Origin of the sequence: Bacillus timonensis (assembly GCF_004799755.1) — a bacterium.
In the GTDB taxonomy this organism is placed as follows: Bacteria; Bacillota; Bacilli; order Bacillales; family Bacillaceae_L; genus Ferdinandcohnia; species Ferdinandcohnia timonensis_A.
The window spans coordinates 1-22,733 of the sequence record NZ_SLUB01000014.1; the positions used below are offsets into that span (position 1 = coordinate 1).

Here is a 22,733-nt window from a genome sequence, read left to right on the forward strand (position 1 = left end):
AGATGTGTATAAGAGACAGTTGATATTCCGAAATTTTTTCCCTTAGTTTATAATAATCATTTGAGAAATCACTATCCCTGGCAAAAGTTACTTTGTTGCCATCATTAAATTGGAACTCTAAGTTGGATTTCTTACCCCGTTCTTTTTCGAGATGATATACAATTTTAGTTACTTCATCCCATTGATATTGTTTGTGTTCAAGTGAATTTATCTCACTATATGATACTCCATCTTCACTTAGTTCTTTATAATGATTGACCCCTAATACAAGGGGAAAAATACTTGAAATTATTAAAATTATTCCAATTATAATCGAGGTAATGTTAACGTTCAACAAATATAAAATAAATGTAGCTAATAACCATAAGAGAAATCCCGCCCCATATAAAAAATAAGCAGCTTTTGGTGTTTGAATAAACCAAGTTTCCTTTGTTGCATACATAACATCTGAGATGATAAATGGAAAAAATGGCACTGCAAAAGGAATTGATACTGCAATAATGACAGCTAAAGAACCAAAAATATGTTTTTTCTCATAATTTCTAGATAACTCCATTTTTATCCCTCCAATTATACATTTCAACTAATTAATACGACCAAAATATGGAAAAGTTTCAAAAAAATAATTTTATTTAGAATTTCTTAACCTATAAAAAGGGCACAGATAATTAATTATCTGTGCCTTTTTATTTTAATACCCGATTTATTCACTATTTTATAAGCTAATAGCATTGACAATTTATTAGTTATTTTTACTTTTCCCTCCTTAAACCGAACGGGTTATCTTTATGAGCAAACCCTTATCTTTTGCGGGATACATAGGGATTGTCCGTGACCCAAAAGCGCCATGGATACTCCTTTGCCTCTCCTGTATTTTCGATTCCAATTCGTGGACCGATAGATGTGTTTTCTGGTGAATAGCCTTTTGCTATATAGATGGGGGGCTCAAAAAATGGGCGCCCATAATCCTCCATTGTGATCCCTAATGCCTTTGTTAGTTTTCCAGGGCCGTTTGTTAGGTTCTTGGCTGGCATTTGCCCACGGCGTTCATACATGAGGTCAATTCCTTCAACTGGTTCAACCGCTCTGATTAAAATGGCCTCAGGTTTGTCGATTTCGTTGCAAACCACATTTACGAGACAATGGGTATGCATTTGATAGGTATAGACATATCCAGGCTTCCCGAACATTATCTCTGTCCGCTTTGTCCGTTTGTTTTGGTAAGAATGTGCAGCTCGATCTTCTGGACCTTTATAGGCTTCCGTTTCGACAATGTAGCCTGATGTGACGCCCTGGTCAGTCTGTTTTACAAGCTTGCAGCCAAGCAGAGCTTTGGCGAGTTCTAATGTTGGTTGTTGAAAAAATGATGGTGGTAGGATTTTGGTCATGATTGCTCCTTATAGTTTCGTTTTTGATTTCGTATGAGGTTTGAATGGTGGGTGTATTCTTGATGGTTGTTAGTTTGAACGATTATGGTTTAGTGTACCCATACTGAATTTGCTGTTTGAGGGCGATTGCATGAGTACGCCTTTTTCGTACCGTCACTGGGTTCATTTTCCGTATGTGAGGGTACGATTACGCCCTTATCTTATCATCACTGAGTTCTCTTCTCGATAGTGAGGGTATGATTACCCCTTTTTCATACCAACACTCAGTTCACTTTTCGCTTGTGAGGGTACGATTACTCCTTTTTCGTTCCATCGCTGGGTTCACTCTTCGTATATGAGGGTATGATTACGCCTTTTTCGTTCAATCACTGAATTCACTTTTCGAAATTGATGGTACGATTACACCCATATCATACCATCACTGAGTCCACTTTTAATTATAATGGACAATCATTGAGGATATTCGAAGTGCCTATCGATTTTATTTGGGTGCTATCGACTTTATTTTTGTTCTATCGTTTTTATTTCATTTCTATCGATTTTAGAACTCCACAATCATGTGGCGTAAAAATAATTACTCTATAACGAAATCAACTATTGCATTCAAACGAAATTTAGTTTACTCTAAAAAGTAACAGGAGGTGTAAAATTTGGAAGATATTCGACTTAATGTATCGTTGCTTCGCAGAAGAGTACCCAATTTAACAACTGCTGCACGCTCTGTGGGATTACGTCCGGCCACTGTCTCAAATCTGTGTACTGGAAAGATTCCTGTTGGCCGTGCAGAAGTGCGCACATTAGTGGCACTTGCTGATTTAGCTGAATGTAGTTTGGATGAATTATTAATTCGAGGGGAGAAAATTGAAATGATTGAAACTGGGATTAAAACGCTTGATGTCTTTGCTCCATTAGCAAAAGGGGGTACCGTCGGTCTTGTTGCTCGTCCTGGAATGGGGCAGCTAGTAGTACTTGCGGAATTATTTCATCGTTTACGCAATAATGATTTTGCAACCGTTTTGCTTTTACCAGAAGGAGATCATCCAGAAGTAAACGATATTCTAGATGAAGTTCAAATCCAGGTTAGAACCATTAAAGAAGCATACGAAGAAATTGCAAAGCTAGGGAAGACAAAAGAAGTCGCCTTTGCAGCAGATCGCTCGCATGTCATCACTGGAGAAATTCCCACCCTACAAGAAAAATTGCATTCAATCGGAGTTGATTCTGTCACGACTATCCTTGTTGATTTAAAAGGTGACGTAGTTGACGAGGATGTACCATTTGGGCCGCTTGAAACATTGTGGCAATTTGACGCTGACCTCACTGCTAGACATCAATTTCCTGCCGTTAACCCAGTATACTCTACCTCTTCCGTTCTTGAAGGGGCGCACCTAGACCAAACACATTTCACGATTCAACAGCGTGCAAAAAAGCTACTTCGTAGATACCGAGAACTACGCTCACTTGTTACTGTGCACGGCCTTGAGAAGCTTCCAGAAACAGAGGTTCAAACTTACAAACGCGGTGAACGCCTCGAGGCCTATTTGACCCAGCCATTTTATGTCGCCGAAGCTTTTACCGGTAAAAAAGGGGAAACGATTAGTTTGCAGGATACCCTCCAGGACATTCGTAAAATTCTAGATGGTTCCACCGACTCAAACGAAGTTTCAGAATTAGCCTATATTGGAAAACTACACTAAATAGCCAAAGGCAGGAATTTACTTCCTGCCTTTTTTCATATACAACCATATTGTGCATAATCCAAAAATCAAAGCTTGTGAGATAAATAGAATAATCGCTCCGTTCTTTTGTTCACTTATCGGTGGATATGGGAGCAATGTTTCCAATAAATCTGGTGGAATCTCCTCACCTAGAGGCATACATAAAGCTAACGCTGCAAGCATTTGGCTGGTGTCGCTGTATACGGAGTATAGCTCGGTATTTGATAGCCATAAAAAGAGTGTCACTGGAACAAATAACACTATATTGACCACTATATATATGAGCTTTTGATTGAGGGTCATTCTATCTTCTTCTTTAATTGGTCCGATGATTGGCCACCATAAGAGCGCAGCCGCTAAAATTAACCCAACCAAAAAGAAATAGTTTGTAAAATATCCTGTTCGTATCCAGTCAAACACCCCTGGAACATGGTATCCAATAAACAAACCATGAAATAAAATAATCGCAAACAATGGATGAGTGAGAAAGCGATATACCTTTTTCACACCCTTGTTTTTTAACATTTTTTCAAGTAGGTTTGTCTTTATTCCAATCACAAGTAACGGTGCTGCGATAAGCAGGACGACGACAATTTGGATGATGTGCGCCCGAAACAGCATGCGTCCCAATAGGTTCAACGGACTTCCGACAGCAAAAAGAATCAATAGCATACTTCCTGCAAACGCAATGGATTTGTATTTTGGGTGATCCTTTGGAGTTGATAATAGGAACATATATAAGACAATTAAAATTAGGGTAAAAAAGATGACTCCCCCGTTCCATTGGGAGTGAAAACTAAAACCATCTAAAATTTGACTAATCACCATATCACCAGCTTTTTGGATATTGGTTGTTCAGAAAATCACAAACGTTCTCCAAACATACTCTTCTATGTTTATTGTAAATCCCCGCGCGTCCCATAGAATATGATTTATATCACATGTTGGTTTTCAGACAAATTTCAGACAAAAAAAGTCCATATTTAAACCGTGGAAGATTTAAATACGGACCGCTTTTTATAATGGAAATAGGTCTACTGTTTCTTTTTCCTTTAATCCGTTCACCATTTCAAGCCATTCGGAAGGTTTGTTTGGAAGAACGGTATAATACGTTGTTAAGAAATCAGCTACTAATTGGCTTGGAAGTTCATGGACGTTTTCATCGTTAGGCATGAAGCATAAATCAAGCCCCTTTACTGCCTCGCCATCATTGTTCCAAGACGGGTGAACATAATCAAGATCTATCCGTTTATACCCAAGGTGGGACAGAACCTCACGACGAACGAATGGATCCATTGGCTTCACGGTTCCAAACTCATAATGAGCTACTTTGTATGGATCATAGATTTCAGCAAACATGCCGAAAAGTTCTTTCCCATTTGCCTGAGCAAGCTCTTGTAAATCCTTGCTACGATTTTGAGCTAAGAAGCGACCGATGCTTAAACCAGGTTGGCCAATGATTGTAAAATCGGTCATCGCAATATTCCAATCTTGGTAATAACGGTATTCAGTTGCTCCAACAACCTCATTCTCATGCACCGCAACAAAGACGCGAATGCTTGGATCCTCAAGGGGTCCCTTCCAAAGCTCGTAATCGAGAACTTCTTCTTTCGGAAACACATTCTTCATTAATTCATGCATTTTAAAAAATAACGGGTCATTGATCCTTGTTATTCGTTTATAATCCATCTCATTTACTCCCCCTCTTTTTACTTCCAATCCGTGTAAAGGTCCGTTCTGCGATCGCGCCATGTTGTAACAGCTCCTCGTTCACGCACTTCATACAGAAGGTCTAAATCAAGGTCTGCAGTCACGATCATGTCGTTATTTATTTCTCCCTCAACTAAAATCCCTTTAGGCGGAAACGGGATATCATTTGGTGTGATTACCACTGCTTGCCCAAAGTTGGCACGCATAAAATCAACGGTTGGCAGAGTGCCAACTGTACCTGTTCCCACAACATATACTTGGTTTTCCACTGCTCTAGCGTGACTTGTATACCGTACACGATGGAAGCCGTGACGGTCATCTGTACAGGACGGACAAAAAATCACATCAGCGCCCTTTGCCTTTGCCATTCGAACAATTTCAGGAAACTCAATATCGTAGCAAGTCAGCATCGCAATGCGTCCTTTTTCTGTATCAAAAACTTGGAAATCCTCACCAGGTGACATATTCCACTCGTGAACTTCCGTAGGTGTTATATGCAGCTTCGCCTGCTCCGCAACTCTGCCATCTGGATAAAATAAATGAGCCACATTATTGAGGTGGTCACCTTTGCGAATAACATGTGTTCCGCCAATGATATGCACATTATATTGTTTGGCAAGCTTTGTAAAAAGCGCTCGGTACTCGTCTGTAAAATTTGGGAGGTCGTCAATTGTTAGGCTTGTGCCATCTTCCCTACCAATGGATAAAAGCTGTGTTGTAAAAAATTCAGGAAATAAAATAAATTCCGCGTCAAACTCCATTGCTGTTTTTATATAATGCTCACATTGAGCTGCAAATTCATCAAAAGAACGAATGGTGTGTAGATGATATTGCACAGCTGAAACTCTTATTTTCAAAATGAGGTCCCCCTTCATCTAAATATACTTATAAGTGGATTATTAACTATTTTTTTGTTCAGAACAAGTTTTATATTAGCCTATGAGCTTTCAATTCTCAAAAACCTTTTTTTACCATACTTTCTTCTTCCCCATACCCATTCCTTATGGTAAGATAGTCCTTGTTATTGTAAAAATGTTGTAATAATATTGAAACCTTTCTGCAATATAGGACGTCATATATAGTGAAGAATATCACAGCAAAGAAGGTATGCTTAATGGCGAGCACAAAGAATACGGGGAAGGGCAGCATTGTTAAAATTATTGCATTGTTTGGCTTGATTGTGTTGTTACTCTTTTATTCTTTTTTTCTACTAAAATCGAAATTTTTTTTGGAAGCTGATGCATCTGAACCGGCTATTGAGACAAAAGTACCTGTCGAAGCTCCAGAAAAAATGGAACCAATAGATGATGATTTAAAAGTAGATGACAAACCTAAAAGCAATGGTGATGAAGAAAAGTCCACTGAGGAAGAACCTGCACCTACAACAGAACCTACAGTCGAACCAGCTCCAGTTACCGTGAATCCAACAACTCCCGAAGTAGATGATGAACAGGAAGTCGAAGAAGAGCAGGAAGCACCAAAAGAAACACCAGCCCCACCATCCAGGGCGGTTTATCTTACATTTGACGATGGTCCTCATAAGGTTTCAAAGGATATCCTTGCTTTACTTGATCAATATGATGCGAAGGCAACTTTTTTTATGCTAGACAACAATATTAAACATTATCCGGATGCTGTCAAAGAAATGGTTAATAAGGGGCACAGTGTTGGCCTTCATGGCGTGACCCATGATAAAAATAAATTCTATCAATCTTCCGGGTCTGTTGTAGGTGAAATGGACCAAACGCAACAGACGATTTTAGAACTTACTGGAATTGAAACAGATCTCATTCGTACTCCTTTTGGAAGTTCACCGCACATGACGGACGGTTATAAAGCTGCAGTTGAGGCTGCTGGATATAAGATGTGGGATTGGAATATTGATAGCCGTGATTGGAAATTTCGAGATAGTCGGTATGTGGATAGCGTGATTGAACAGTTAAATAAACTGAATCGTGCAAATCAGCCAATCGTGATTTTACTGCACGAACGACCTGAAACACTTGCGCATTTACCAAAACTACTAGACTACCTAAAAGTACAAGGCTACGAGTTTAAAGCATTGGATGAAACCATGCACCCTATCCAATTGTTTTGATTGGGTCAGAGGTGGGTCAGAGGGACAGGTACACTGTCCCAGGAAAAATATGGTGGGACGATGAACCTGTCCCCTTGTCCCAAAAGATGACTGTTGAGGTCATCTCTTTTTTTTGAAGATAAATTCTGAAATATAAGGTAAACTAAATGAACAAATAATGAATGGAAGGATTTTTGGAATGAATGGGCAAAATCGTGCTGATATAACACCAGGAACACAAGTACAAATTGTGTTAAAAAAAGACCAACGAACAGGTATACTGACAAAAGGTACTGTCAAAGATATTTTAACAAAGTCTAGCTTTCATCCTCATGGGATCAAAGTCCGACTCGAAGATGGACAGGTTGGGCGCGTAAAAGAAATATTACAATAGAAATGAGGACATACATATGTTATCGTTCGAGGAAAAACTTAAAATCGTTGAATCATTCCCTGAGTTGGAACGCAAAAATGTTTCATTAGGAAGAGTGAATTTTCATTATAACGACAGTGTCTTTGAGAAGAAGATTGTCGTTCAGCATCTTCATCCAAATGGCAACGGGTTTGTATTTGCCGGAAACCTTCAAAACTATGATGTAGATGAAAAGGGATTTATTAATATCCGCGACTTCTCTGAAGCTGAATTACGAAAAATTGTGAAGGAATCCATTCAATCCCTCTCCGCCAATTCATCTCTAGCTAGGGAAAATGCCATCATTGGCGAAGGGCAAGAGGAACGCTGGGTGAACGATGAGGGACATGCACTACTAGTCGTACTTGAGGACGAATGGTGGAATGTGTACTCCGGTCTAAACCTGGAAGCCGCCTTTGGTTCCTATGATGAAGCCGAAGATTATCTATTCGAAGAAGGATTTAGGCTACAATAAACCCAATCCAACCTCCTATTAAAATTGAGGTTGGATTTTTTCATTTCATTATTGGATCGGCATAAAAGATACCTTCCAAACGCCGTTTTCGTCTTTTACCATGCTGAAGAACTGGTCACCGTTCTTGTTACGATACGTGATGTATCCTTCAAATTCGTTTTCTTGTTGAAAAGTTCCTGACCCTAATCCGTAATATGACTTCTTGTAATTTTCAGGGTCTCTCGTTTCTCGATTTTCTTGCTCCCAGTACTTCTTATCCTCTTCCTTTGACCACATGACTCGGTCCTCTCTTGTAGTATACAATGCATAAGATGTTTCTTGGTCACCATCTGCATTGGCTTGGATATAGATTTTTGCCACACTGATTGGCCCGAGATTTCTTAATGCTTCAGGATTATGGTCAACTTTGAATGCTTCGTATGCGGTCCGCTCCTGCTCATTTAACTCAAGATCATTTTCGATTTCAGGCACATAGTCATCAAGGGGAGCATAAATTTCTACCTTACCTTCTTCCCAATAGTTGACTAGGATGTGATGAAGTTTTTCCTCATCATTTTGTTTATAGGAAAAGACAATTTCTACACTAGGTTCAGCCTGACTTTCCTTAAACGAGTTAACAGCTAAAGAGCTCACATCCATCCCCTTGTAAAAGTCGAGTAGAGCCTCCACTTCCTTTTCTGGATTCGCCACAAAAAAGACATGTTTCTTAAGAAATTCCTTATCTTCCACTTTTAATGCTTCGAAAAACTTGATGACCAGTTGACTTGCTTCTTCGATGCCGGTTGCCTTAAGGACTGAGTTGTAAAATGATTGATACGCAGGATTCTCTGCTAACAACATATCAAAATCTGGGTTAATTACATTTGAGGGTTCCTCTATTTGAACCGGCTTCTGCCCTTGGTCAGGATTACTCTTCACATATGACACTGTTAAGATGGAGAACAACATGACGGCCATCGTTAGCGAAAGCCACATTTTTACCCCTGAAAAATTTCTTCTTTTTACGGTTTGGTTTTCTTTCAGGCTTTCTTTCAGTTTCTTCGCAAAAACTGGATTCGGTTCGAGGTTAGGACGGTTTTTTAATGGTTGTAACCATTCATCATTTCGATTGTTCATTCAGTCCCCACCCTTCCTCATGTACTTGAACATGCTTTTTCATTTGTTGAATCGCTCTGTGATAGTCGACGCGCACCTTTCTTTCACTGCATCCCATGATTTCGGCCGTCTCTTTGATAGACAATTCCTTTAATCCACGTAAAATGATCATAGACCGATAGGTAGGCTTTAATTGGATGAGTGCTTCTTGTAATTCTTCCCACTCATTCTTTTGGATAGCTTTCTTTTCAGGTGTTGCTTCTCCGGATTCCTTTTCATAAATCCAGTCCGGTAAGAATTGAATAAACTTTTGTTTTCGCTTTAGGTCAATTGCCGTGTGCTTTGCTATCGAAAAAATCCATGTTTTCATTCGTTCTGGACTTTGTAGGCTACCTATGTTTTTCATGACCTTAATAAAGGTTTCCTGTGTAATGTCTTCTGCTTCCTGTCGGTTGTTTGTATAAAACAGCGCAAAATGATAAACATCCCGGTAATACATGTCGTAGATTTTTTCTATATCAAATGACATATTCTCCAATGCCTCGCCCCCAATCAAGAATAAGTCGTATCAATGGCTATTTTGTTTCAACTATTTTTAAAAAAATTCCATCCCTTTACATTTCTCACTATCTTGTCTTTTTCCTGCAATAAAAAAAGAGTATGAAAACGATGTTCATACTCTCAAGGGACAGAGGGACAGGTTCACTGTCCCTGTAAATATATGGTGGGACGAGGAACCTGTCCCTATGACCCAAGTATTCTTTCTGCGTTTTTGACGCGTTCTTCGGTTGGAGGTTCGACATCCTTAAGTTTGTATTCAAGACCGAGGCTTTCCCATTTGTATATTCCGAGCTTGTGATACGGAAGAACCTCAATTTTTTCCACGTTTTTTAAGGTTTTTATAAACGCTGATAGGTTCGTAAGGTCCTCGTCATTATCGCTTATCGTTGGAACTAATACATGCCGAATCCAAACGGGAACATTTTTGTCTGATAAATATTGTGCAAAATCAAGGATATGCTCATTGCTCAGGCCGGTTAATTCCTTATGCTTCACCGGGTCGATTTCCTTAATATCGAGTAAAATCAAATCGGTGAGTGGGAGCAACTTCTCTAATCGCTCCATGAATTGTGGAGAACGAGTAAAGCAGCCACCAGAACTATCAATCGTGGTGTGTATCCCAAGCTTCTTGCATTCTGTAAAAAGTTCAATTAAAAAATCAAGTTGTAGCAAGGGCTCACCACCACTGACGGTCACACCGCCACCTGATGCCTGGAAAAAAGGAAGATAGGTTTTGATATCATGGATAATCTCTGAAACACTCATTTCCTTTCCCTTATTTAACTTCCAGGTATCAGGGTTATGACAGAACTGGCAACGGAGCAAACACCCCTGAGTAAAAATGACATATCGTAGTCCTGGGCCATCTACAGTCCCACAAGTTTCAATGGAATGAATGCGTCCGTTCATGCTTTTCGTCCTCCTTGTTTCTTACATACTTTCGTGGAATGTACGATTTACAACATCAATTTGTTGTTCTCTTGTTAGTTTGATAAAGTTCACGGCATATCCTGATACACGAATCGTTAATTGTGGATACAGCTCAGGATGTTCCATTGCGTCTAGTAATGTTTCGCGATCAAAGACGTTCACATTTAAGTGGTGTCCTTTTTTCATGGCATATCCATCAAGCAGGCCAGCTAGATTGCTGATTCTCGCTTCTTCCTCTCTTCCTAGTGCTTTTGGAACGATAGAGAAAGTATTAGAGATGCCATCTAAGGCGTATTCATAAGGTAGCTTTGCAACAGAGCTTAAAGATGCAAGTGTACCCTTCGTATCGCGGCCATGAAGTGGGTTTGCACCTGGTGCGAACGGTTCCCCTGCTTTACGGCCATCTGGTGTGTTGCCTGTCTTTTTCCCATAAACGACATTAGATGTAATCGTTAAAATGGATTGAGTGTGAACAGAGTTGCGATAGGTTTTATGCTTTTTAATCTTCGTCATAAAACGTTTTACAAGTTCAACCGCGATGTCATCGACAAGGTCATCATTGTTACCGTATTTCGGGAAGTCTCCCTCAATCTCATAATCTACGACAATTCCATTTTCATCACGAATTGTTTTAACCTTTGCATATTTGATGGCACTTAGTGAATCCGCAACAACGGATAGTCCTGCAATTCCACATGCCATCGTACGTAAAATTTCTTTGTCATGGAGTGCCATTTCCAAACGTTCGTAGCTGTATTTATCATGCATGTAGTGAATGACATTTAATGTGTTAACATAAAGCCCTGCAAGCCATTCAAGCACGACATCATATTTTTGAAGAACCTCCTCATAGTCCAAATACTCAGAAGTAATCGGTGCGTAGTTAGGTCCTACTTGAATTTTCAGCTTTTCATCGATTCCTCCATTGATTGCATATAGTAATGCTTTCGCAAGGTTCGCTCTAGCACCGAAAAACTGCATTTGTTTACCGATAGCCATTGCGGAGACACAGCACGCGATGCCGTAATCATCACCATACGTTTCACGCATGATATCATCGTTTTCATACTGGATAGAGCTTGTTTTGATAGACATTTTCGCACAATACTTTTTATAGTTTTCTGGTAGGTTAACAGACCAAAGAACCGTTAAGTTTGGCTCTGGTGCTGGTCCAAGATTGTCTAATGTATGCAAAAAGCGGAACGAGTTTTTCGTAACTAATGGACGACCATCAAGTGCTACACCTGCTAGTGATTCTGTCACCCAGGTTGGATCGCCACTAAAAAGTTCATTGTAATCTGGTGTTCTCGCAAACTTCACGAGCCGGAGTTTCATTACAAAATGGTCAACAATTTCCTGTGCTTCTTCCTCTGTTAACATTCCGTTTGCTAAATCTCTATCGATATAGATGTCTAGGAATGTAGACACACGTCCCAAGCTCATCGCTGCCCCATTTTGTTCTTTTATAGCCGCTAGATAAGCAAAGTATAGCCATTGAAATGCTTCTTTCGCATTTGTAGCTGGTTCAGATATGTCATAGCCATAGGTGTTTGCTAGTTCCTTCAGTTCCTGAAGAGCACGAATTTGCTCAGAAAGCTCTTCCCGGTCACGAATAATGTCATCAGGCATGGCTCCATTTCCGGTTTCAAGAAGGTCTTTCTTCTTCTCTTCAATGAGTCGGTCAACACCGTATAATGCCACTCTGCGGTAATCGCCTATGATTCTTCCACGACCATATGCATCAGGCAAGCCAGTGATGATCCCCGCTTTTCTCGCAAGTCTCATTTCTGGTGTATATGCATCGAACACACCTTGGTTATGTGTTTTTCGATACTCAGTAAAGATTTTGACAATCTCCTCATCAATTTCAAATCCATAAGATTTTGCAGAATCGACTGCCATTCTAATTCCACCAAACGGTTGAAGAGAGCGTTTAAATGGTTGATCCGTTTGAACACCCACCACTTTTTCTTTTTCTTGATCAAGGTAACCAGGGCCATGTGAAGTAATCGTAGATACAATTTTGGTATCCATATCCAGTACTCCGCCATTTTCGCGCTCCTGTTTTGTCAATTCCATGACCTGTTCCCAAAGAGAGTTGGTTGCTTCAGTTGGCCCCTTTAAAAATGCTTCATCCCCGCTATATGGTGTGAAGTTCTCTAGAATGAAATCTCGTACATCAATTTCCTTTTGCCATTTTCCTTCTTTAAAACCAGTCCATGCTTTCATTATCAATGACCTCCATTACAAGGTTTTTAAATGTGTTTTTGATTAAGTTTTATCTGTGTTTGATTGCTCACTACTGAACAAACTTCTTTACACCTTCATCATACAATGGGTTGAATTGATTGTCATGTGAAATACTTCACAAATTAATAAAGTTACCATTTTAGCCACATTTTCAACAAAAATTGGTCAAAAATGGTGGGACAGGAAACTTGCGACTTTAAAAGAGATTAAGGGCCTCCACATTTCTTGTTACTGGGATAGAGTATCTTATTAATTTGACGGGAGTACTACCATCCTCCTGATATAAGTCATGTACCTCCAACGCTACTGGAGTACCAACAACCTCCTAATTATTGGAAAACAATGACTCTCTAACACATCTGGAGTACCAACAACCCACTAATTTATGGAAACCAATGTCACTCCATTGCTACTGGAGTACCACCATCCTCCTAATTCTTGGAAAACAATGACTCTCTAACACATCTGGAGTACCAACAACCCGCTAATTTATGGAAACCAATGTCACTCCATTGCTTCTGGAGTACCACCATTCTCCTAATTCTTGGAAAACAATGACTCTCTAACACATCTGGAGTACCAACAACCCACTAATTTATGGAAAACAATGTCACTCCATTGCGTCTGGAGTACCACCATTCTCCTAATTCTTGGAAACCGATGACTCTCTAACACATCTGGAGTACCAACAACCCACTAATTTATGGAAACCAATGTCACTCCATTGCTTCTGGAGTACCACCATCCTCCTAATTATTGGAAAACAATGACTCTCTAACACATCTGGAGTACCAACAACCCACTAATTCCTGGAAATACAAAGCCTTCCAACGCCAGTCAGCATCACCATTCTTCTAATTCCAGGAAAATAGCAACCTACCAAACCCTCTCTCCACCAGAATCTCCCCCGACCTTGCCCAATCCAATGCTGGTAAAACAACCAAGTCTGTATTATTATAAAATTAAATCGATTCTGTGATTGGAGGAACACCATGTCAAAGCTAGTTATTACACAAAATATCGAGCAGTCTCATCTCGATCAAATCCAGGCAATCATTCCAAGCTGGGAGATTGTTGCTGGGATAGATTCGACTGTTTGGGTAGATCATTTAAAAGATGCCGAGGTGATCGTCGGTTGGAAAAAGGAGATTGAGGAGCATTGCATTTATTCCGACTCTAAGCTTCGTTGGCTGCAAAGCTGGAGTGCAGGTGTTAACAGCATGCCTCTTACCGAAATGGAGAAGAAACACATTTTGCTCACAAGCGCCATTGGAGTTCATGCCTATCCGATTTCGGAAACCATTTTTGCCTTAATGCTTGGATTGACGAGAAAAATTCATACATATGTTAAAAATCAACAGGAGAAAAAATGGCACCATTCTGATATGAAGCTTGAGATTCATGAAAAAACAATTGGAATCATGGGTGTAGGGCACATCGGCAAAGAAACCGCCAAGATTGCAAAAGCATTTGGAATGACAGTTCTTGGTGTACGCCATTCAGGGCGTGAAGAGGATTTCGTCGATGAAATGTTTACCACAGACCAGTTGTCAGAGGTTCTGCCAAGATGTGATTATGTTGTTGTGACATTACCTTTAACGAATGAAACTCATTCTTTATTTGGAGCAACCGAATTTAAAAAAATGAAGTCTTCTGCATTTTTCATTAATATTGGCCGGGGCGAGATTGTCGTTGAAGATGAGTTGATTGAGGCACTGCGTTCCGGTGAGATCGCTGGAGCTGGGCTGGATGTATTCACGAAAGAACCGCTAGATGGGAACAGCCCACTATGGGATTTTGAAAATGTGATTGTGACGCCACATACAGCTGGTTCAACAGAACATTATACCAAGCGTGTGATTGAAGATATCTTTATCCCCAATCTGAAGAGCTATTCTCAAGGTGGCGTACTTCCGAAGAATGTGGTGGATTATAAAAAAGGATATTAGGGACAGTCGCTCTGCCCCTTGTAAAGATTGATGGGACGCGAAACCCCGTGTCCCGATCAATCCTCGTCCTTCACATCGATATCCTCTGGAATTGGTTCGCTTAGCCATTCTTCATAAAGCTTTTTGTATTTTTCAAGTTGCTCCATCGTCGCATTGAATTGGTCTTTATTCAATAGGTACTGTTCACCATCAAAAAGGGCACGCACCTTTTTTTCTTGAATAAGCTTTTTCACTAATTCTTCTGGAATGGATAAATATTCTGCTGTTTCCTTTACTGTTAAGTACAAACTACTTCATCCTTCTTTACCTTCTGATTTTGTATGCACGTCGTTCTGCGTATTCTGAGCAAGGTATGCATACCTTTATTGTATTCCCTTTATCATCGACATACTTTCGTAAGGGTTTGATTTTCCTACTGCAAATTGCACATTTCGCACCCAAGAAAGAGAACATCGGCACCCTCCTTTGATTTTAACATAGGAGAAAGAGATTAGGGTTACCTGCCACAATTTCAGAGAAAAGGCTACATTTAACTTTTTCCGAGTTTCTCGTTTCCCCGTTTAAAGTTCCCCGTAATTTTAGCTAACAATAACTGTATTTTTATGTTGTCATCTTCTACTTCTTTTATCTTTGTTATAAGTCGTTCAGCTTCCCGGTCCTTTATGATTTTAATTTGCTTTCCTGCATAATAGATCATAACCATTCCTTTTTTCGTAATTTGATAAGTAAATGGTTCTTCGCTTAATCGGTTTCTTTTATCTATTTCGCTCATTCTAGGATCTCCCTAACCATTTTAATACATATGTGTCTTTAACTGCTATCAAAAAAACTAATTAAAATTCATTGGGGGATGAGGTCCCCAATGAATCATTGTTTCACTTATTTCCTGCAACAAACTGATCGACAAAATGCTGTGGATTTAGTTTCTCTCCAGTGGCTCTTTCAATTTTTTCATTCCAATTGTATAACGCACCTGGCTTAAAGAAATCATTCAACAAGAAATTCCCCACTTTTTTTGTGAAGAGATCTGTTGAGATGTTCTTCTCCATATAGCGCTGGAGCTGAGAAGTTGTTAACTCACCAAGCAAATAGTTTTGATAGTACACTGGCACTAACGTAAAATGAATCTTTGCAGCCCAATGCGGATAATCCTGGTTTTCAGGTGGTGTTAAATATTGAATTTCATTTACAAGCTTCCACCATAGACGGTTCAAATCTTGATTTGGATTTTCGTAAAGCTCGCGTTCAAAGAACACAAACGTCATAATCCAACGGCCCGCAATGAGCATTTGACGGCGTAAAGATTTATCAATAAGTGGCTTTAATTCATCCACCTGCTCTTGATCCAATCCCAAAAACTGATGGAGCCATTCCGGATTTTTACCGAAGCGACCATATAACATCGCAATCGCCTCAGTTGTTAATGTATGTGCCGGACTGCGCAATAGGAACGGAAGACTCCGATCGATATATTTAAAATAAACCGCATGCCCGTATTCGTGGAGCATCGTGTTGGACCAATAATCGGACGGCACATTATTACTTAAGACGCGAACATCACCCTTGCGATCAATATCGGTACAAAATGCATGCTGGTTTTTCATCTCTCTTGGATACAAATCGCTTTTTTGCAGCATATCTGTAATATCCATGCCCATTTTAGCAAAGGTTTGTATGGATAATTCCTCAAGATTCTTCCCCTCATAAAACGGATCTAAGTCCAATTCTTTAAGTGGAGGCGCCTCTTGGAAAAATGGATCGGCATAATGCCATGGTCGAAGATCTTCAACCTTTATGCCAAATCGTTCTGCAAGCTCTTCATCCATCTCCTGTTTTACCTGACGGAATGGCTCATCAGAAAGTTCCTTTAGCTTTGTAAATATCGAAAAAATATCATCACGGTCAAGCTCCTGTGATTCGAAGCTCATTTGGTGGAAGTTTTCAAAGCCAAGTGAACGAGCGGCCTCATTGCGTTTTTTCACAAGTGTGAGTAATTTTACTTCAACTTCTTTCGCAATTTGTTTACTTGCATGCCATGCTTGTTCCCTTAGTTCGAGATCCTTGCTTTTGATTAAAATCTGACGGACATCGTTTTCGGACACTTGCTTTCCATTCAATGTTGCACGGAATGTGTTAAACACGCCAACTAATTCCGTTGATAGGTGAACCATTTCCTTCAGTTTGTCTTCCGGAAGTTGGTTTTCAAGCATGTGTGAATATAAGATTTCCAGTTGGCGCTTTTGAACAGAGTCCTCTGTTTGTTCTAGGTATTTTTTTACCTGCTCAAAACGCTCCGCATCCGAAAAATAAACACTATAAGCAGTGTCCGCTTCCGCTGACTTCGCATTCCACTCTTCCTCACCGGTGGTCGCTGCCATCCATGAAGCTTCTGCACCATTAATATGTAATTCACGGATCGCTTTATTTTGTTCCTCTAAAAATTGTTCAATTGACATGGTATTCCCCCTCTGACCCTATAATTCTAGAAAAATCGGCAAAATCCTTTATCCTCTCAATCTTTCAAACCCTAAATATCGCGTTCCTTGAAATGTAAGTTTCCCCATATCGCCTTCAGCAAGCTGACCATATTCACCACCAGAAACCTTAAACTCAGAACGGTCCCCGCTCTCAAACTCAAATGTCACATAGTAACTCGTGGATGATGTGACATGATTGTGGTGATGGGGATCTGTTTGATGGTGGGTATGTCTACTCACATGTGTGCGCTTTATTTTTACAAGTGCAGGTACACTAAGTTTGGGTGAATCTTCATTCTTTTTCAACTGGCTGATTCCTTTTCCCATATTAAAAATAATGAGTCCAATCACAACAATGAACATTATCATTACAAAAATCGGGACAGCATTGAACATTGCATCACCTGGATACATGAACCTTCCCCCTTATTTAAGGAATCTCTATTAAACAAATACGCATTAAATACCAGAAAGTTTCAATGTTCGGAAATTTTTTTCAAAAAAAGAGACGGTTGGGACAATGGACCTGTCCCTCCGTCCCAAAAAAACAGACCTTCGATAGGGCCGGAAATCTGTCCCAAAGAAGGTCTTCGTTTGTTGATTATTCACCTAGGTCGACATTGTGGTAGACCTGGCGTACGTCTTCAAGGTCTTCTAATGCATCGATCATTTTTTCGAATTTTTCTTTTGCATCGTCTGGAAGAGTGACATCGTTTTGCGCAAGCATTGTTAATTCTGCTACTGTAAACTCCGTAATTCCAGCGTTTTTAAAAGCTTCTTGAACTGCGTGGAATTGTTCTGGCTCCGCATAGACAATCACAGCATCTTCTTCTTCAAGAATGTCGCGTACATCTACGTCTGCTTCCATTAACAATTCTAGAACTTCATCAGCCGTTTTTCCTTCGATACCGAAAACAGCAGTTGCATCAAACATATAAGCTACTGAACCACTGACACCCATGTTTCCGCCATTTTTACCAAAAGCGGCACGTACATCTGAAGCTGTACGGTTAACGTTATTTGTTAAAGCATCGACAATCACCATCGATCCATTTGGTCCAAAGCCTTCATAGCGTAGTTCATCGTAAGTTTCCTCTGCACCACCCTTTGCTTTTTCAATGGCGCGGTCAATGATGTGTTTTGGTACACTGTAAGTTTTCGCACGCTCAAGAACGACTTTTAAATGTTGGTTTGACTCAGGATCAGGCTCACCTTGTTTTGCTGCTACATAGATTTCACGTCCAAATTTTGCATAGATTCTACTTGTATTCGCATCTTTGGAAGCTTTTTTTTCCTTAATATTGTTCCATTTACGTCCCATCTTGAACACTCGCTTTCAACTATTGAATCTTATCTTATTATAATGTAAGTGTTGATTACTACCAAATGCTACCGTTCCACAACTTACATTTTGAACAAAATATATTATACTCCAACATTTAGCGCTTTTCGAGAAAAAATTTGAAGAAAATGTAACCAAAAAAACGCCTAGACATGGGTGCCTAAGCGTTTTGACTATTCTTTTAAGCTAAAGTTAGTTGCCAGGAAACCCCGAAACGATCGTTAATCCAGCCAAATTTTTTACTGAAACCATAATTACCTAAAGGCATGAGTTCTCCTCCGCCTTCTTTCAGCTTTTGATAAAGTGTATCGATTTCTTCTTCCGTACTGCACGTTAGATAAATCGAAAATGAAGGAGTGAACGTAAACTGATGCTTGATATTACTATCAATGCACATAAACTCTTGCCCTTTTAACGTAAAAGTGGCATGCATAACTGTTCCTTCATCGCCAGGTCCATTTGCTCCATACCGTACAATGTTTGTAATCTCAGAATCCTTAATGAGTGATGTATAAAAATTCATCGCTTCCTCTGCATTGCCATCCTGAAACATTAAAAATGGTGTTACTTTTTCCATAATCATATTCTCCTTTTTTCTTTTTCATTTTTAGTATATCCCTACTGAGCTTTATCAAAATCTCTCGGTACGTTAAAATGGTGTTCTTGTATACTTTTACTATTTACAAACAATATACCTACTAATACTAGCAAAATTCCAGCTAACGATACCATACTTAAGCTTTCATCTAAAAATATGTAACCAGAAATGACTCCCACGATGGGTACAATTAATAAAGAAGTCGACGCTTTGCTTGCTTCTGTATGCCTTAAAATATGATTCCACATCACAAATGCTAAGGCAGAGGCAGCAACTCCTGAAAACAAGATATAAACTACAGGCATGAATCCCCAATGTGACTCACCCGTTTCAAATAAAAGAGTATATACCAATAACCCCACTGCTCCGATCGTCATCTGCCAAGTAGTAAATTGAATGGTATCACAATGCTTTAATTTCAGTTTAAATAGCAAACTAGCAATTGCCCAAGATATAGCGGAGCTTACAGCTAGTAACACCGTCCACATAGATCCTCCAAAATGGATATTCATCGCAAGAAATAAACCCGCAATACCTACCACAATTCCGAACGTCTTTCTAACTGTTAGCCTTTCACCAGGTATCCACCAATGTGCCATGATCGATAGAAAAAGCGGCATACTGTATGTAAGTACAGAGGTAAGTCCTGCACTAATATGGTTAAGTGAAATTTGAATCGCAATGTTAAAATAGGTGGTTTGAAGGATTCCACATAGAATGAACCACTTAAGATCTGACTTATTAGGTAGTGGTATTCGTTTTATAAAGCACAGAGCTAGGAGCACAATGGATCCTGTTAAAAACCGCCATGCAGCAAATTCTCCGGGAGGAAAAACACCGTTCCCCATTTTCACGACAACAAAATTAAATCCCCAAATCAGACATAAGATGACCATAGACATGTACATAAGGAAGTTTCCCCTCCTTTCCATTTAGCTCCAAAAAGAGCAATCAAGTAGGATTTATTCTTCCATTTTAAAATACTCGAGCTCTTCTTCTTCGATTTCTCCCACATGCTGCAAATCCACACTGCCGCTCCATGAAGCCCCACCAACCATGGTAGCACGGGAGTCTTGCCTTGTATTTTCTTTGTTATACGGAATCCAGCCGAAATACACGTCCTGAATGACAGGAAACATGTTTTGAAAAATGGTATCTGGTTGTTTCGCTTCTTCCACTTTGATTGAAGCCTCTATCACGCTCTGCCATTCTTTCGGAAAATCCATTATCCCGTACGGTTTTTCTTCAAAATCTAGGATGGTCTTCATTTGAAGCCCTGGGTAATAATTATCAATTCCTTCTGTAATATGATAATTGCGATCCCGTAGCAGATAAAATTCTCCATAACTTATTTGATCACTCGGGTGAATATTCCAAAATACCTTATAGGAACTCGGATCCGTACTCTTTAACTTGATAACCCTAGGACCGCCTACGGTACTATCCATTTCCTTATTCCATTTATGATTTTTCCACAGCCAAAGACTCATACCATATTCGTTTTCATTTGTAACAATCGGTACAAAAACACGCCGTTCATCTATCTCAATAACATCCAGGACCTCATTTACTTCAGAATACCGTTTAAAAGTATCAGTTTTAGTGAAGGTAGTAGGCTTAGCCAAGTAAAAATAATAAATCAAGAACAGTAGAACAATTAAACCTATTAGTCCTATTATCATTTTTCGCTTCATTTATTTTTCACCCCTTTTAAAAAGACGACATCGGAGCGAAAATAATATTGTTTTTTAGGAGTTGATATTAATAGACCTTTTCCATCTTCTTCAATAAAAATCGCTGTAGGTATATTGCTTCCCCATCTTCCTTGTACTCCAATCACTTGGTATGGAAATCGTTCTTTTCTTGTATTTGGTTCTCCATACATATATGTTTCCTCATACCACTGATCACTAAAAAATTCCGTTTGTTTCATGGTAGACAGTTGTTTCATTAATACACCTTTTTGCAATGCAACATCCTTTGCAGCTGGGTGGGTATTGATAATTTCCGCACTTTCCACATTGGAAATATAGGTTTCTATATTGCTTGGAGGATATATCACATGCTGTAGGCCCACCGAAGCCAAGGTCAATATGACAAAGAGAAAGTTTGTAAGAAAACCAAGCCACGCATAGTGGCGATACCTCTCCCAACGCCCCTCTTTTGATCTCAGGATAAAATAAAGAATCCATGCACCTAACGGTAAAAGTGGTATCTTCATAAACGTTTCAAATAGGTTCATATTAAAAGAAAATGTAAAAAGTCCAATAAACAAAACAAGAATGATCTTCCATAGTTTTGGATTCTCTTCTTGTTTTTTATAAATTCTATATGTAAAAAAAATAATCGTACCCCACCCAATAAGTAACGTCATCATGGATAGAAGGCTTACATCAAAATCAAACCGAAATGTAATAAGAATCACCCCTTTTTCTTTACCTTACTATATATTCGTATTGACGTGCCTGATTCCTTTTTTTAAGCACATAAAAAGTGCAAAACCGTATAGGCTCTGCACTTGCTTGATTTGATATACAACTTCTATTTCCTTACTCTGCAGAATTTTCTTCTGTCCATACTTGCTGGAGGGCACCAAGGAAGGTGGAAGTTGGCTGAGCACCGGAGATCGCGTATTTTTGATTAATAACGAAAAACGGAACACCGGTAACACCAATTTGTTGCGCAAGCGATTCGTCAATGCGTACATCATTCGCAAATTTCTTCTCGTCCTTTAACACGTCAAGTGTAGCTTGGCGATCTAAACCTACAGACTCTGCAAGATCAGCTAGTACCTCATGGTCACTAATGAGTTTTCCTTCTTCGAAATAAGAGTGAAGGAGAATCTCAGTCATTTCTTTTTCTTTCCCTTCAGTTGCCGCAAATTTTGCAAGGCGATGAGCATCAAATGTATTAGTGTGTTTCATTGTATCAAAATTATAGTTTAGCCCGACACCAGCCGCTTGCTCCCCAACATTTTCGTTCATTTGCTTTGCCTGTTCAACGCTAGTTCCGTATTTTGAAGCAAGCAATTCATGGATGCTTTGTCCTGAATATGGCTTTGCGTTTGGATCTAATTCAAAGCTTTTGAATTCTACTTCAACTTGTTCGCGATGTGGAAATTGTTCAAGCGCTTGTTCTAAGCGACGCTTTCCTACATAACAGAATGGACATACAAAATCCGACCATACCTCAATTTTCATTTTGACACCTCATTTAGGTTATTTTTCACTATGGTAACATATACATTTTGTAAAAGCTCATTGGACGACTTCGGTATAAATTTCCCACTTTTGAAAGCCAACATACATAAGAATGCCGTAATGGTACATGGTTGGGTTGATTGGGGTTGAGCGTGTAGTGCAAGGTCATTGTTGGGAGACATGCCTGGGGGATTTTTGTTACAGCTTGTACCGCTAGACCACTTTTGCGGCACTTGCTCGGGGAACATTTTCTACAGCTTGTACCGCTAGACCCACGTTGCGGCACGTGCTCGGGGAACATTTGCTACAGCTTGTACCGCTAGACCCACGTTGCGGCACGTGCTCGGGGAACATTTGCTACAGCTTGTACCGCTAGACCTTTCTTGTGGCACATCCTTGGGGGATTTTTGGTACAGCATGTACCGCTAGACCATTCTTGCGGCACATGCTCGGGGAACATTCGCTTCAGCTTGTACCACTAGACCACCCTTGCGTAACATGCTCGGGGAACATTTGCTACAGCTTGTATCGCTAGACCCACGTTGCGGCAC

Annotated in this window: 23 protein-coding genes and 1 pseudogene; 5 read left to right on the forward strand and 19 right to left on the reverse strand. The window is 39.7% G+C overall.

The window, feature by feature from the left end; genetic code table 11:
• Both E1I69_RS09895 and E1I69_RS09900 read right to left on the reverse strand, forming a co-directional pair.
• Positions 1–556: hypothetical protein (locus E1I69_RS09895; protein ID WP_136379450.1), on the reverse strand; the 556-nt coding region annotated here is incomplete at its 3' end.
• Positions 557–800: 244 nt separating this feature from the next.
• Positions 801–1,388, reverse strand: a complete 588-nt coding sequence (locus tag E1I69_RS09900) for a DNA-3-methyladenine glycosylase (RefSeq protein WP_136379451.1) — start codon at positions 1,386–1,388, stop codon at positions 801–803.
• Positions 1,389–2,038: 650 nt separating this feature from the next.
• On the opposite strand from E1I69_RS09900, the gene E1I69_RS09905 reads away from it, so the two are divergent.
• Positions 2,039–3,085, forward strand: a complete 1,047-nt coding sequence (locus E1I69_RS09905) for a hypothetical protein (protein WP_136379452.1) — start codon at positions 2,039–2,041, stop codon at positions 3,083–3,085.
• An 18-nt stretch (positions 3,086–3,103) separates the two neighbouring features.
• Here E1I69_RS09905 and E1I69_RS09910 read toward each other — a convergent pair whose 3' ends face one another.
• From E1I69_RS09910 to E1I69_RS09920, 3 genes are all read right to left on the reverse strand, one after another.
• On the reverse strand, positions 3,104–3,934 hold the full coding sequence (locus tag E1I69_RS09910; RefSeq protein ID WP_136379453.1) for a cytochrome c oxidase assembly protein: 831 nt from the start codon (positions 3,932–3,934) through the stop codon (positions 3,104–3,106).
• 189 nt (positions 3,935–4,123) lie between these two features.
• Positions 4,124–4,795 (reverse strand): GNAT family N-acetyltransferase, encoded by a 672-nt coding sequence (locus E1I69_RS09915; protein WP_136379454.1) that lies wholly within the window; start codon positions 4,793–4,795, stop codon positions 4,124–4,126.
• A gap of 20 nt (positions 4,796–4,815) precedes the next feature.
• A complete protein-coding gene (locus E1I69_RS09920) occupies positions 4,816–5,673 on the reverse strand; it encodes a carbon-nitrogen hydrolase family protein (RefSeq protein WP_136379455.1) in 858 nt (285 codons plus the stop codon).
• A 257-nt stretch (positions 5,674–5,930) separates the two neighbouring features.
• Here E1I69_RS09920 and E1I69_RS09925 point away from each other — a divergent pair, with 257 nt between their 5' ends.
• The 3 genes from E1I69_RS09925 (at position 5,931) to E1I69_RS09935 (ending at position 7,780) form a co-directional block, all read left to right on the forward strand.
• Positions 5,931–6,914: a polysaccharide deacetylase family protein gene (locus E1I69_RS09925; protein ID WP_136379456.1), complete on the forward strand. Its 984-nt coding sequence runs from the start codon at positions 5,931–5,933 to the stop codon at positions 6,912–6,914.
• Positions 6,915–7,092: 178 nt separating this feature from the next.
• Positions 7,093–7,287, forward strand: a complete 195-nt coding sequence (locus E1I69_RS09930) for a YwbE family protein (protein WP_136379457.1) — start codon at positions 7,093–7,095, stop codon at positions 7,285–7,287.
• 16 nt (positions 7,288–7,303) lie between these two features.
• Entirely contained in the window at positions 7,304–7,780 is a 477-nt protein-coding gene (locus E1I69_RS09935) for a hypothetical protein (RefSeq protein WP_136379458.1), read from the forward strand.
• A gap of 48 nt (positions 7,781–7,828) precedes the next feature.
• On the opposite strand, the gene E1I69_RS09940 is transcribed toward E1I69_RS09935, so the two are convergent.
• The 4 genes from E1I69_RS09940 to pflB all read right to left on the reverse strand — a co-directional run bounded on the left by E1I69_RS09940 (position 7,829) and on the right by pflB (position 12,595).
• Complete coding sequence (locus E1I69_RS09940; protein WP_136379459.1) at positions 7,829–8,896, reverse strand: hypothetical protein; 1,068 nt, start codon at positions 8,894–8,896, stop codon at positions 7,829–7,831.
• On the reverse strand, positions 8,880–9,404 hold the full coding sequence (locus E1I69_RS09945; protein ID WP_136379532.1) for an RNA polymerase sigma factor: 525 nt from the start codon (positions 9,402–9,404) through the stop codon (positions 8,880–8,882). Before E1I69_RS09945 ends, E1I69_RS09940 begins: the two co-directional genes overlap by 17 nt.
• 215 nt (positions 9,405–9,619) lie before the next feature.
• A complete protein-coding gene (gene pflA, locus E1I69_RS09950; protein WP_136379460.1) occupies positions 9,620–10,345 on the reverse strand; it encodes a pyruvate formate-lyase-activating protein in 726 nt (241 codons plus the stop codon).
• 21 nt (positions 10,346–10,366) lie between these two features.
• A complete protein-coding gene (pflB, locus tag E1I69_RS09955) occupies positions 10,367–12,595 on the reverse strand; it encodes a formate C-acetyltransferase (protein WP_136379461.1) in 2,229 nt (742 codons plus the stop codon).
• Between the two features lie 1,013 nt (positions 12,596–13,608).
• On the opposite strand from pflB, the gene E1I69_RS09960 reads away from it, so the two are divergent.
• Positions 13,609–14,565, forward strand: coding sequence for a D-2-hydroxyacid dehydrogenase (locus E1I69_RS09960; RefSeq protein WP_136379462.1), 957 nt, complete (start codon positions 13,609–13,611; stop codon positions 14,563–14,565).
• A gap of 56 nt (positions 14,566–14,621) precedes the next feature.
• Here E1I69_RS09960 and E1I69_RS09965 read toward each other — a convergent pair whose 3' ends face one another.
• The 10 genes and pseudogenes from E1I69_RS09965 to E1I69_RS10010 all read right to left on the reverse strand — a co-directional run.
• Positions 14,622–14,852 (reverse strand): excisionase family DNA-binding protein, encoded by a 231-nt coding sequence (locus E1I69_RS09965; protein WP_136379463.1) that lies wholly within the window; start codon positions 14,850–14,852, stop codon positions 14,622–14,624.
• Positions 14,853–15,094: 242 nt separating this feature from the next.
• Entirely contained in the window at positions 15,095–15,337 is a 243-nt protein-coding gene (locus E1I69_RS09970) for a hypothetical protein (protein WP_136379464.1), read from the reverse strand.
• Positions 15,338–15,440: 103 nt separating this feature from the next.
• Positions 15,441–17,021 carry a M2 family metallopeptidase gene (locus tag E1I69_RS09975; protein WP_136379465.1) on the reverse strand — a complete coding sequence of 527 codons (1,581 nt, stop codon included), beginning with the start codon at positions 17,019–17,021 and terminating at the stop codon, positions 15,441–15,443.
• Between the two features lie 48 nt (positions 17,022–17,069).
• Complete coding sequence (locus E1I69_RS09980; protein ID WP_136379466.1) at positions 17,070–17,456, reverse strand: DUF2500 domain-containing protein; 387 nt, start codon at positions 17,454–17,456, stop codon at positions 17,070–17,072.
• A gap of 187 nt (positions 17,457–17,643) precedes the next feature.
• On the reverse strand, positions 17,644–18,363 hold the full coding sequence (locus E1I69_RS09985) for a YebC/PmpR family DNA-binding transcriptional regulator (RefSeq protein ID WP_136379467.1): 720 nt from the start codon (positions 18,361–18,363) through the stop codon (positions 17,644–17,646).
• 202 nt (positions 18,364–18,565) lie between these two features.
• The gene (locus E1I69_RS09990; protein WP_136379468.1) at positions 18,566–18,961 is read right to left on the reverse strand and encodes a VOC family protein; all 396 of its coding nucleotides are present in this window, start codon (positions 18,959–18,961) and stop codon (positions 18,566–18,568) included.
• Between the two features lie 41 nt (positions 18,962–19,002).
• Positions 19,003–19,890, reverse strand: a complete 888-nt coding sequence (locus tag E1I69_RS09995; RefSeq protein ID WP_136379469.1) for a DMT family transporter — start codon at positions 19,888–19,890, stop codon at positions 19,003–19,005.
• Between the two features lie 54 nt (positions 19,891–19,944).
• The gene (locus E1I69_RS10000) at positions 19,945–20,676 is read right to left on the reverse strand and encodes a hypothetical protein (RefSeq protein WP_136379470.1); all 732 of its coding nucleotides are present in this window, start codon (positions 20,674–20,676) and stop codon (positions 19,945–19,947) included.
• Positions 20,673–21,407 carry a hypothetical protein gene (locus E1I69_RS10005; RefSeq protein WP_161974874.1) on the reverse strand — a complete coding sequence of 245 codons (735 nt, stop codon included), beginning with the start codon at positions 21,405–21,407 and terminating at the stop codon, positions 20,673–20,675. Before E1I69_RS10005 ends, E1I69_RS10000 begins: the two co-directional genes overlap by 4 nt.
• Before the next feature lie 130 nt (positions 21,408–21,537).
• Positions 21,538–22,182 (reverse strand): annotated as a pseudogene (locus tag E1I69_RS10010) (DsbA family oxidoreductase); the annotation flags it as partial.
• Between the last annotated feature and the right edge of the window lie 551 nt (positions 22,183–22,733).

Bases quoted from the DNA above. Each gene is read 5' to 3' on its own strand.
- E1I69_RS09900 (WP_136379451.1), bottom strand. From the start codon at position 1,388: ATGACCAAAATCCTACCACCATCATTTTTTCAACAACCAACATTAGAA.
- E1I69_RS09910 (WP_136379453.1), bottom strand. From the start codon at position 3,934: ATGGTGATTAGTCAAATTTTAGATGGTTTTAGTTTTCACTCCCAATGG.
- E1I69_RS09915 (WP_136379454.1), bottom strand. From the start codon at position 4,795: ATGGATTATAAACGAATAACAAGGATCAATGACCCGTTATTTTTTAAA.
- E1I69_RS09925 (WP_136379456.1), top strand. From the start codon at position 5,931: ATGGCGAGCACAAAGAATACGGGGAAGGGCAGCATTGTTAAAATTATT.
- E1I69_RS09930 (WP_136379457.1), top strand. From the start codon at position 7,093: ATGAATGGGCAAAATCGTGCTGATATAACACCAGGAACACAAGTACAA.
- E1I69_RS09935 (WP_136379458.1), top strand. From the start codon at position 7,304: ATGTTATCGTTCGAGGAAAAACTTAAAATCGTTGAATCATTCCCTGAG.
- E1I69_RS09940 (WP_136379459.1), bottom strand. From the start codon at position 8,896: ATGAACAATCGAAATGATGAATGGTTACAACCATTAAAAAACCGTCCT.
- E1I69_RS09945 (WP_136379532.1), bottom strand. From the start codon at position 9,404: ATGTCATTTGATATAGAAAAAATCTACGACATGTATTACCGGGATGTT.
- pflA (WP_136379460.1), bottom strand. From the start codon at position 10,345: ATGAACGGACGCATTCATTCCATTGAAACTTGTGGGACTGTAGATGGC.
- pflB (WP_136379461.1), bottom strand. From the start codon at position 12,595: ATGAAAGCATGGACTGGTTTTAAAGAAGGAAAATGGCAAAAGGAAATT.
- E1I69_RS09960 (WP_136379462.1), top strand. From the start codon at position 13,609: ATGTCAAAGCTAGTTATTACACAAAATATCGAGCAGTCTCATCTCGAT.
- E1I69_RS09970 (WP_136379464.1), bottom strand. From the start codon at position 15,337: ATGAGCGAAATAGATAAAAGAAACCGATTAAGCGAAGAACCATTTACT.
- E1I69_RS09975 (WP_136379465.1), bottom strand. From the start codon at position 17,021: ATGTCAATTGAACAATTTTTAGAGGAACAAAATAAAGCGATCCGTGAA.
- E1I69_RS09980 (WP_136379466.1), bottom strand. From the start codon at position 17,456: ATGTATCCAGGTGATGCAATGTTCAATGCTGTCCCGATTTTTGTAATG.
- E1I69_RS09985 (WP_136379467.1), bottom strand. From the start codon at position 18,363: ATGGGACGTAAATGGAACAATATTAAGGAAAAAAAAGCTTCCAAAGAT.
- E1I69_RS09990 (WP_136379468.1), bottom strand. From the start codon at position 18,961: ATGGAAAAAGTAACACCATTTTTAATGTTTCAGGATGGCAATGCAGAG.
- E1I69_RS09995 (WP_136379469.1), bottom strand. From the start codon at position 19,890: ATGTACATGTCTATGGTCATCTTATGTCTGATTTGGGGATTTAATTTT.
- E1I69_RS10000 (WP_136379470.1), bottom strand. From the start codon at position 20,676: ATGAAGCGAAAAATGATAATAGGACTAATAGGTTTAATTGTTCTACTG.